Source organism: Prevotella sp. C0209C1 (assembly GCF_056583855.1).
Window position 1 is genome coordinate 18,828 of the sequence record NZ_JBWPJP010000031.1, and the last position, 9,043, is coordinate 27,870.

At 35.5% G+C, this 9,043-nt stretch carries 5 protein-coding genes; all 5 read left to right on the forward strand.

Translation table 11 applies throughout. The annotated features are described in order from the left end of the window. Window positions 1-73 precede the first annotated feature (73 nt). Window positions 74-1,243, forward strand: coding sequence for a replication initiation protein (locus AC1DCD_RS08525; protein WP_008449865.1), 1,170 nt, complete (start codon window positions 74-76; stop codon window positions 1,241-1,243). A 207-nt stretch (window positions 1,244-1,450) separates the two neighbouring features. Continuing rightward, a complete protein-coding gene (fabD, locus tag AC1DCD_RS08530; protein ID WP_060932381.1) occupies window positions 1,451-2,335 on the forward strand; it encodes an ACP S-malonyltransferase in 885 nt (294 codons plus the stop codon). A 151-nt stretch (window positions 2,336-2,486) separates the two neighbouring features. Further along, window positions 2,487-4,151 (forward strand): alpha-amylase family protein, encoded by a 1,665-nt coding sequence (locus AC1DCD_RS08535; RefSeq protein ID WP_019036140.1) that lies wholly within the window; start codon window positions 2,487-2,489, stop codon window positions 4,149-4,151. A gap of 720 nt (window positions 4,152-4,871) precedes the next feature. Beyond that, entirely contained in the window at window positions 4,872-6,872 is a 2,001-nt protein-coding gene (locus AC1DCD_RS08540; RefSeq protein ID WP_464641110.1) for an ABC-F family ATP-binding cassette domain-containing protein, read from the forward strand. Between the two features lie 46 nt (window positions 6,873-6,918). Continuing rightward, complete coding sequence (locus AC1DCD_RS08545; protein WP_464641108.1) at window positions 6,919-8,952, forward strand: M13 family metallopeptidase; 2,034 nt, start codon at window positions 6,919-6,921, stop codon at window positions 8,950-8,952. Window positions 8,953-9,043: the final 91 nt, after the last annotated feature.

Consider the following 9,043-nt stretch of genomic DNA (forward strand, 5'->3'; position numbering starts at 1 on the left):
TTTATTTTTAAGTGTCCATAGTAAATATTATAAAAATATATTATCTTTGTACTCTTGAAGCTATTTTTAAAGCATGGTAAAGACAAAGGACGCAAGTAGTAGTGGCAAGACATCTACAAAGAAGCCAGTAACAAAAAAGAGAGGTGCTAAAGCTAAAAAAGCACCTATAAAACGTACTATTTCAGATGCTCTTATTCCTATAAAGGATGAGACATGGCTTATACAGCCCATTGCAGTAACGATGATGCGTTATGATTATTCGCTTATTCAGGTGCGAATACTTGTTTCTATAGTTGAAAATTTACAAGCTATTTTGCTTGGTATTTTAAATAATAAGCAGAGTGCACAGCTTGATCTGTTTCAGACAAAAGAATTAGATGAAGATGGACGTATGCCTATTAAATTGCCTTTTAAAGAATTAGGGGTTGATCCAAATCATTATCCAGAGCTTCGCACATCTTTAAAAATGTTAGCGTCTTTACCTGTAGAAATTCCTTATAAGACTTCAGAAGGTAGGAAATATACCAAATATACTAACCTTTGTGATGTTTATATTCCTCAAGATCGTTCATATAATAAGTATGCTATTTTAAAACTTAATCGTGCAGTTGCAGAGCGATTGGTATCTTTAGATTTGGGTTATCATCGTTTAGGAAAGCAGATAGTTTTTGCTTGTAAGAATAAATACACTCAGCGTATTTATATGTTTATAGAGTCATGGGTTAATAAAGGGCGTACAGTTATAAAAACAATAGACTTTCGTAAGATGCTTCGTTTAGAAGATAATTATAAGAAGTTTTCTGATTTTTGTCGTCGTGTTCTTGAGCCTGCTATGGCAGAGCTTAAAGATATGGCAGCTAAGGGATATTGTGATTGTTACTTTGAATATGAAAAGAAATATGATCATGGTCAGCGTGGAGGAGAGCCTGATGAGCTTATTTTTACTATATTTAAGGCAAATAATAATGTATCAGAGCAATTGGCAGCTATGTCTGAAGCTCAGCGTAGCCAGTTTAAATCAATGCTATTGAAATATTTTGAATTTGATGCTGAGCGTGCGCAACAGCTTGCTCTTCGTATAAATGCAGAATCATACCAAGAGGTTATTAGTAAGCTAATTGATCTTCGTGAGCGTTTTCGTAATACATATATTAAAGATAAGGCTGCTTATACTTATAAAAGTTTAGATGAATTGTTAAAGCAAAAAGAAAGTGTAGCCTCTGAAGCTGTTGTAGTAGAATAAAAATAGTATTTAGCAGGGATATAGTATATCTATAATATATTATTATATTTGGCAGCTTGCGATTTGTTGTTTATTTTAGCATATATTAAACACCTAAATATATAAGTTATTTTATATAAGATGGATATTTTACCATTTTATTTTTCTAACTTTGTACACATTAATAGTGTTTAATTATAAATAAATATAAATAATAGATAAGTAGAAATGAAAGCATTTGTATTTCCTGGTCAAGGCTCACAATTTGTGGGTATGGGTAAAAATCTTTATGATAGTAATGAGTTAGCAAAAGAGCTATTTGATAAAGCTGATAGTATTTTAGGCTTTAAAATAACAGATGTAATGTTCACAGGTACTGATGAACAGTTAAAGGAAACAAAGGTTACGCAGCCAGCTGTGTTTTTACATAGTGTTATTTCTGCATTATGTCAGGGCAAAGAGCTTAAGCCAGATATGGTGGCAGGTCATTCTTTAGGTGAATTTTCAGCCCTTGTGTTTTCAGGTGCTTTAAGTTTTGAAGATGGTTTAAAGCTTGTAGCTGCTCGTGCAAATGCGATGCAGAAGGCTTGTGAGCAAAATCCAGGTACTATGGCAGCAATCATAGGTTTAGCTGATGATAAGGTGGTAGAGATATGCAAGAAGGTAAGTAGTGAAGGTAAGGTGGTAGTAGCGGCTAACTTTAATTGTCCTGGTCAGTTGGTTATCTCAGGTAGTACCGATGGTATTAAAGAAGCTTGTGAATTATTAAAGTCTGCTGGTGCTAAGCGTGCATTACCTTTAAAGGTTGGGGGGGCTTTCCATTCTCCATTAATGGATATTGCTAAGCATGAGCTTCAAGTAGCTATAGAAGCAACTAATTTTAATGCGCCTAAATGTCCTGTTTATCAGAATGTAGATGCTTGTGCACATACAGATGCTGCAGATATAAAACTTAATTTGATAGCACAGCTCACATCAAGTGTCCGTTGGACAGAAAGTGTACAGAATATGATAGACGCAGGTGCAACGGAGTTTATAGAGTGTGGTCCAGGAACAGCTTTGCAAGGCATGATAGGTCGTATTAATAAAAGTGTAACAGCACGTAGTTTGTAAGTTTTTTAAAAAGATTTTTGTTAGAGGGGTTATCTTTTTTAGTATTAAAACCATATTATTTATTGTTTATGCTAATGGTTTTAATCCTAAATACTTACGATAACTCCTTGTTGTTTTATAATGTCATTAAGGCATTTTAAGTTTTTAAATAATGGTAATATATCAAATCTTTACTCGTACCTTTGGTAATAAGCATATAGCTTGCAGAGAGAATGGTTCTATACAAGAAAATGGTGTAGGAAAGATGAAAGATCTTTCCACAAGAATACTTCATAAGATACAGCAAAGTGGTTTTACACATGTATGGTTTACTGGTATTATTCGTCATGCAACAACAACAGATTATTCGATGTACGGTATTCCTAAACAGCATGCACAAGTAGTAAAGGGAAAGGCAGGTTCACCTTATGCTATAACCGATTATTATGATATTGATCCAGATATAGCTACAGATGTACCACATAGAATGGAGGAGTTTGAGTCTTTAATTAAGCGAACTCACGATCAAGGTCTAAAGGTAATCATAGATTTTGTACCTAATCATGTAGCACGTGAATATAAAAGTATTGCTAAGCCTAAAAATGTGTGCGATTTGGGGGCTGATGATAACATTTGTAAGCATTTTGATGCCCAAAATAATTTTTATTATTGTCCAGAGGTTGCTTTAGATTTATCTGCTATTAATGTTTTAGATACTGGAGAAACTTATTATGAATATCCAGCAAAGTGTACTGGAAATGACTGCTTTAAGCCTAATCCGGGACAGAATGATTGGTATGAAACGGTAAAATTAAATTATGGTGTTGATTATTGTGACTTAGGAGGTCGTAGCGAACATTTTAATCCTATACCATCTACATGGAAGAAAATGACTAAAATTCTTTTGTTTTGGGCTGCAAAAGGAATAGATTGTTTTCGCTGTGATATGGCAGAGATGGTACCTACAGCTTTTTGGAAATATGCAATATTGAATGTAAAAAAATATTTCCCACATATCAAATTTATAGGTGAAGTCTATAACCCTGGGTTATACAGAGAGTATATTAAGGCAGGTTTTAATTATTTATATGATAAGGTTGGAATGTATGATACTCTTCGTGGGGTAATATGTGGATATAAGCCAGCTTCAGATATTACTAAGGCATGGCAGGCTGTAGATGATATCCGTTCTAATATGTTGTATTTTTTAGAAAATCATGATGAGCAGCGTATTGCTTCTGATTTTTTTGCAGGAGAAGGACGTAAAGGTATTCCTGCATTGATAGTTTTTGCCCTTTTTCAGTCGAATCCTATTATGATATATTCCGGACAAGAATTTGGTGAAAAAGGAATGGAAAAAGAAGGATTTTCAGGAGTTGATGGAAGATCTACTATATTTGATTATTGGAGTACGTCTACTATACGTAAAGCCTTTTATAATGTAGGTAAATTATCTACAAAACAAAGATATCTTCGAGATATATATTATAAAATACTTTGTTTGAGAGAAGAGGCATCTATATCAAGGGGGCTAACTTACGATTTGATGTATGCTAATTTTAATAAATCTACATTTGATACCAGCAAGCAATTTGCATTTATGCGTGGACAAGATAAAGAACGTTTATTGATAGTTGCTAATTTTGATGATAAAGCATCTACTATATTTGTAACAATTCCTGAGCATGCTATGAAATTTTTAAAGATAAAACGAGATTATTATCTTTTGACAGATCTTTTAACAGGTGAACAGCTTGATGCTATTATATCGCCTAATGGAGAAGTAAGAATGCAGATAGAGGGTAATAGTGGAAGAGTATGGAAGTTTGAGGTATAAAGTCTTGGATATATATATGAAATGATATATTTATACAATAGTTGTTTCCTTAATATGGAAAAATAATATTTTTCATACATTTTAGTATCTTATAAAATGCTATTTTTAGTGGGACAAGAAGTAAAAATGCTAAGATAAGAAGCTAAATGTTTTATTATTTGCAAGATAGGTTGATTTATATCAATAAATAGCGGCTTCGATGTAAAATATTATAGAAATATTTGTTAGGTATTGTTGAAGGTCGTACCTTTGCATTGCAATTAAGAGATACACACTAGCTTGCTAGTTATAGATAATATTCAAATAGATATTTATTCTAGGTAATCAAGATTGCTCAGGATTATAGAAAATTGTTTAGGTTAGTAATAGATTTAGGTTTTTAGTTATATTTTAGGTAAAGATTGTAGAGAATTAGCGTCGTGAGACGGTAGTTTATCGGAGATAACGGTGGGGCAGTTGCTCAGCCGTTTTTTCTTTTTATATAAGTTATAATTCTTCTTATGTATATTTGTGTGATAGAGGAAATTATATAGTATTAAAGTTTAGCTAATCTAAAAAGAAAGACATTTTTATTTAAAGCTTTTTTTATATTAGTTTTAAATATCAAAATCAAAAGAAAATATTTTACATTAGTACGAGTTTTAGAAAATATTTTGTATGTATAAAGAAATATTTTTTTATCTTTGTAACTTATATTATTTATAAGAAGCGGGAAGATATATGATATCTATAGAGAAGTTGAAGGTAGAGTTTGGCGTTAAGCCATTGTTTGAAGATGTATCGTTTGTTATCAATGCTAATGATCGTATAGCGTTGGTAGGTAAAAACGGTGCAGGCAAATCTACTATGCTTAAGATATTAAGTGGGCTGCAAGTGCCCACTTCGGGGAAGGTATCTATTCCTAATGATATAAAGGTGGGATATTTACCTCAGGTAATGAACTTGTCTGACGATACTACATTGCGTGAGGAGACTCGTAAGGCTTTTGCTGACAATACGAGGTTAGCTCATAAGATAGAGAAGTTACAAAATGAGCTTGAGACACGTACCGATTATCAGAGCGATAGTTATACCGACTTGCTAAATAGGTTTACCTTAGAGCATGAGCGTTATAACATGATGGGGGGCGAAAGTTATGAAGCAGAGATGGAGCGTACACTTATTGGTTTAGGCTTTGTGCGTAGCGATTTCGACCGTCCTACAAAAGAGTTTTCTGGTGGTTGGCGTATGCGTATAGAGTTAGCAAAGATATTGTTAAGTGCCCCTGATGTGTTATTGCTCGATGAGCCTACTAACCATTTAGATATAGAGTCTATAGGTTGGTTAGAAGAGTTTTTAGTGCAGAGTGGTAAGGCTGTTGTGTTAGTATCTCATGACAGAGCCTTTATTAATAATGTAACCAATCGGACGATAGAGATAACCTGTGGTCATGTGGAGGACTATAAGGTAAAATACGATGAGTATTTAGTACTTCGTAAAGAGCGTCGTGAGCAGCAAATGAGAGCTTATGAAAACCAGCAAAAGGAGATAGCCGATATAAAGGCTTTTGTAGATCGCTTCCGTTATCAAGCTACTAAAGCAGTGCAGGTGCAGCAGCGTTTGCGACAGTTAGAAAAGATAGTTCCAATAGAGATAGACGAGGTAGACAATTCTGCCATGCATTTAAAGTTTCCTCCTTGTCTTCGCTCGGGCGATTATCCTGTAATAGCTTCAGAGCTATCTAAGAGCTATGGTGAAAAGGTAGTGCTTCGTGGTGTTGATCTTACAGTAAAGCGCGGTGAGAAAGTGGCTTTTGTGGGTAAAAATGGTGAGGGAAAGTCTACGTTGGTTAAGTGTATCATGGGCGAGATACCTTTTGAGGGTAATCTAAAAGTGGGGCATAACGTTCATATAGGTTATTTTGCACAGAATCAGGCGCAGCTATTAGATGAGAATATTACTATCTTTGACACAATAGATAGTGTTGCCAAAGGTGAGATGCGTTTACGGGTAAACGATCTTTTAGGTGCTTTTATGTTTGGTGGTGAGACATCTGATAAATATGTAAAAGTGCTCTCTGGCGGCGAGCGTTCACGTTTAGCAATGATAAAGCTTTTATTAGAGCCTGTAAACTTGCTTATATTAGACGAGCCTACTAATCATCTTGATATAGCATCTAAAGAGGTATTAAAAGAAGCAATTAAGGCTTTTGACGGTACAGCTATTATAGTATCTCACGACCGTGAGTTTTTAGATGGCTTAGTGAGCAAGGTCTATGAGTTTGGAGCAGGTAAGGTACGTGAACATATTGGTGGTATTTACGACTATCTTCGCCATCATAATGCTGTGAGCATAGAGCAGGCTGTGAGTAATGGTAAGATAGTGAAAGATGAAAAGAAGCCTGATGTTTCTGTTAAGGAAAAGCTCGTTAAGCCAGATGATAGCTTATCTAAAGACACTCTGGAAGACAGCAAGGCATTATATGCTAAGCGTAAAGAGTTGCAGAAAAGGATAAAGAAAGCAGAGCGAGTAGTAGAACTTTTGGAAAAGAAGATAGATAGTTTAGAGGCTCGTAAGAAGGAGCTTGATGCTATGCTTATGCAGGAAGAAAATGCGTCTAATATGGATCTTGTAAACGAATATACTATTTTACAGCAAAATATAGATGCGGAGAACGATAATTGGCTTAAGAACAGCGAAATATTGGAAGAGCTTAAAAAGGAGGGGCTTAAGCTGTTATAAAAAAAATATATATTACAATATTAAATATTAAAAACGAAAAGAAAACATGCAAATTAAACAAATTTTACCTACGATGATGTTATTATCAGCTCCTGTGGTATCTTTTGCTCAAGGAGCAGCAGGTATCAAGGCAGAGAATTTAGATAGGTCGGTTAATCCAGCTACCGACTTTTATCAGTTTGCTACAGGTGGTTGGCAAAAGCTACATCCGCTTCCTGCAGCCTATTCACGTTATGGTTCTTTTGATTTACTTCAAGAAAACAATAATAAGCGTATAAACAGTATTCTTACAAGTCTGCTTAAATCTAAGAACAAGAAAGGTAGTGTAGAGCAGAAATTAGGCGACTTCTATAGGCTTGCAACTGACTCTGTTCGTCGCAACAAAGAAGGGATAGCTCCTGTAAAGCCTTTGTTAGATGAGATGGAGCAAGCTAAGAGTATAGCCGACCTTAATGCTCTTCGCAAGAAATATGCTATTTTTGGTTATGGCGAAGTGGCAGGTACATTTTTTGGAGCAGATGAAAAGAATGCTACACAGAATATCTTTAATGTTTATCAAGGTGGGTTAACACTGGGACAGAAGGAATATTACCTCGATAATGATAAAGCTACAACTGACATTCGTAATGCATACAAGAGGCATATTGTAAATATGTTTAAGCTTTTTGGCTTTACCACACAGCAAGCAGAGCAGAAACGTGATGCTATTATTCGTTTTGAGACTATGTTAGCTTTAGTTTCTAAGAATCGAACAGAACTTCGTGACCCAGAGGCTAATTACAATAAGATGACTTTAAAGGAGTTTGAGCAAAAATATCCTAACCTCGATATAGAGGCTATGGCAAATGCCAGCGGTATAAAGAGCGAATATATACAAACAATGGTGGTAGGTCAGCCAAAGTTTTTAGAAGGCTTGGATAAGATAATAGCTACACAAGAGGTAGAAGAGCTGCGTACTCGAATGGAATGGGACGTTATAATGTCTTCGGCTAACTATTTGAGTGATGATATTCGTGCAGAATATTTTAATTTCTTTAGTAAGACAATGCGTGGGGCTAAGGAGGACTTTCCGCGTTGGAAGCGTGCAACCTTACAGATAGAAAACCTGATGGGCGAGGCGCTTGGTCGCATATATTGTAAGCGTTATTTTACAGCTTCGAGCAAGCAGCGTATGATAAACCTTATTAACAACCTAAAGTCTGCACTTTCTGATCGTATTAACGCACAAGATTGGATGTCGGAACAGACAAAGAAAGCAGCACAAGAAAAACTTGCAACTTTTTACGTTAAAGTGGGCTACCCTGATAAATGGAAGGACATCTCTGCATTAGTTATAGACCCTACAAAGTCTTATTATGACAATGTGCTTGCTGCACGTGCTTTCTGGGCTAAGCAAGAGATAAAGGAAAAGGCAGGAAAGCCAGTAGATAGAGATGAATGGGGCATGACGCCACAGACAGTTAATGCTTATTATAATCCAACTACTAATGAGATATGTTTCCCTGCAGGTATTTTGCAATATCCTTTCTTTGATGCTAAGGCTGATGATGCTTTCAATTATGGTGCTATTGGCGTAGTAATAGGTCATGAGATGACACACGGATTTGATGACCAGGGGCGTAAGTACGATAAGAATGGTAATATGAGCGATTGGTGGACAGATGCTGATAGCAAGAAGTTTGATGAGCGTACAGGTAAGTATGCTGATTTCTTTAGTGCTATAAAGGTACTTCCAGACCTTAATGCAAATGGTAAGTTTACACTTGGAGAAAATCTTGCCGACCATGGAGGCTTGCAGGTAGCTTATGCAGGACTTCAAAAGGTAAGCAAAACAAAGAGATTAAAAAATCTTCTTGGCTTCACTCCTGAGCAGCGTTTCTTTTTAGCATACGCAGGAGTATGGGCTAATAATATCACAGAAGCAGAGATACGCAATCGTGTAAAGAGCGATCCTCACTCATTGGGTAAGTGGCGTGTAAATGGTGCTCTTCCACACATAGATGAATGGTATAAAGCTTTTAATGTAAAGTCTACCGATAAGATGTATCTTCCTGAAAATGAGCGTTTGAAGCTTTGGTAAGCTAAAACATATTATTTGAAATCGAGTAGGAGGTAAACCCTAATCATAGGTGTTTATTTCCTACTTTCGTGTTCACCGACCTCTCACACCA